Consider the following 1,785-nt stretch of genomic DNA (forward strand, 5'->3'; position numbering starts at 1 on the left):
CTCCTGGGTGCGGGTGACATAGAGATAGGTGGAGGCTCCGCCAATGAGGCGGTTGTATCGGGGATTGACCATCACGGCGCGGGTGCCAGGTTGCCAAAATTCCTGTTCACGTAGGACTACGGGGGTAGAGAGCGGGTTGGCCAACTTGTAGCGCACCACCCGCAGTGCGTTGCCAACCCAGGCAGCGTCAGCGGTGGCGTAGAGGCCGGAGGCAGAAAGAGGACGTTCCTTGTCGATGGTGGTGGGGGCATAGCCCTCGGGCATAACGCCTTGCATAAGGGCGCGGTTGAGGTCGATGAGCATGGACTCATAGGGTTGGGCACTCTCCCAGGCTTTGGCGAGCGGCCTGGCGGTCTGGGTTTCTGGCAACAGACGATAGCTGCGCCCCTCCCCTTTGCGGGGGGCTGCGTTGACAGAGAACACCTGGCCGAGCTCGGTTTCGACAAAGAAAGTGAAGGGCTTGCTGTTGTCGCTAGGGGATGAGAAGAACACCGCGCCGGCCTTGGTGTTCTTCTTGTCGGTCAGCATGCCAGCCGCACTGCTGATATTCACGACGCGATCACCGGGCACAACAATCATATTGGGATTGGTATTGCTGATGGTGAGATTGAGCTGGTCACTGTGAGCAAATGTGAGGGTGACCGCTGATGCCTGCACGTGGGCAGCAGAGAGGCTCAAAGTCAGGCACACCATGTGGGTGACGCGGGTCAGGGGCCACCTAGCGTTACTGTTTGTCATCGTTTACCTCCAGAAATTTGACGATGCTGGTGAGGCCGTTTTGATAGGCGAGCACCAGGGAGTAATGCTTGAGGTCGGTTTCTGGTTGGCCATTCCCAATCCAGGTCTTCAGAACACCACGAATGTCGATGCGGTTGTCAGCGGGAAAGACCTGGAGCTGGGTTTGATAAAAGGCGCTATTGACCTCGTTTTGTTTTATGCGCTGAGCCTCTTGTGCGAGTACCACCTTAAAATCCGGCTGGGCACCGGGTTTGACGTACCCCAATAAGAACTGATGTTGGGTATCAACGGTCTCTGGGGAGATGTTCAAACGAAGCGCCATAAAACTGAGCGCCATCATCTGCATATGTGAGGGACTGCTATTTGCCTCGGAAATAGCAAACGGTGCATCGTAGGCCATTGGTGTAACAATGGTCTCCCGAGTGGACGTGAGATGCCTGTTCTGTAGGCCCAAAATAATATTGGAGACGAGACTCAGGGCTAACATCACGAGCAAAACGAGCACGACAATAGCGACCACCTTATTGGTGGAGTCTCTGGCGGTTAATTCCATGTTTATTTAATCCATTGCCGAAAACTGGAGTCTGGTATCACTTTGAACGCGATGCGAAAGAGGGCGGTCGGGAGATGCCAATAGAGCAGGTTATATAACCACATAGACCCGCGCCCTCGTTTGACAGTTTTAATGACAAGCCAGATAAGCACCGCCGCGCCTAGACCAAAGAGTGAGTTGCCAACATATACCCCCCACAGGAGTGGGGGGATAGACGGAATAGCCTCATCATATGGCAAGCCGAGCAGGCGTGGCTGCTCACTCAATGTTTTCGGAAACCGGTATCTATCGAGATTGTCCGAATCCATTATTAGCTCCTTTTAAATCAGACCGAACGCGACGTTGAGGAACACAATAACGACAGCAACACCGGCCAGGAGCATGAGGTTTTTGGTTTTGATATACATGAAAACCCCAACCAGGATTTCACCAATGATGATCCACTTTGCCAAGGTCGAGTTTTGACCGAAGGTGTCATCGACAGTTTGCTTTCC

At 53.6% G+C, this 1,785-nt stretch carries 4 protein-coding genes; all 4 read right to left on the reverse strand.

Translation table 11 applies throughout. The annotated features are described in order from the left end of the window. Positions 1–738, reverse strand: a 738-nt coding sequence (traK, locus tag AAC083_RS18675) for a type-F conjugative transfer system secretin TraK (RefSeq protein ID WP_108537404.1), incomplete at its 3' end; no start/stop codon positions are given. Then, positions 725–1,291, reverse strand: a complete 567-nt coding sequence (traE, locus tag AAC083_RS18680; protein WP_108537402.1) for a type IV conjugative transfer system protein TraE — start codon at positions 1,289–1,291, stop codon at positions 725–727. The genes traE and traK, both read right to left, overlap by 14 nt. A 2-nt stretch (positions 1,292–1,293) precedes the next feature. Then, a complete protein-coding gene (gene traL, locus AAC083_RS18685; protein ID WP_108537403.1) occupies positions 1,294–1,599 on the reverse strand; it encodes a type IV conjugative transfer system protein TraL in 306 nt (101 codons plus the stop codon). A 12-nt stretch (positions 1,600–1,611) separates the two neighbouring features. Next, positions 1,612–1,785: type IV conjugative transfer system pilin TraA (locus AAC083_RS18690; RefSeq protein ID WP_308811022.1), on the reverse strand; the 174-nt coding region annotated here is incomplete at its 5' end.

The organism is Aeromonas sp. HMWF014, from assembly GCF_963878295.1.
GTDB classification, from domain to species: domain Bacteria; phylum Pseudomonadota; class Gammaproteobacteria; order Enterobacterales; family Aeromonadaceae; genus Aeromonas; species Aeromonas popoffii.

What these genes read in the sequence shown, in the direction of transcription:
- traE (WP_108537402.1), bottom strand. Translation starts at nt 1,291, where the DNA reads ATGGAATTAACCGCCAGAGACTCCACCAATAAGGTGGTCGCTATTGTC.
- traL (WP_108537403.1), bottom strand. Translation starts at nt 1,599, where the DNA reads ATGGATTCGGACAATCTCGATAGATACCGGTTTCCGAAAACATTGAGT.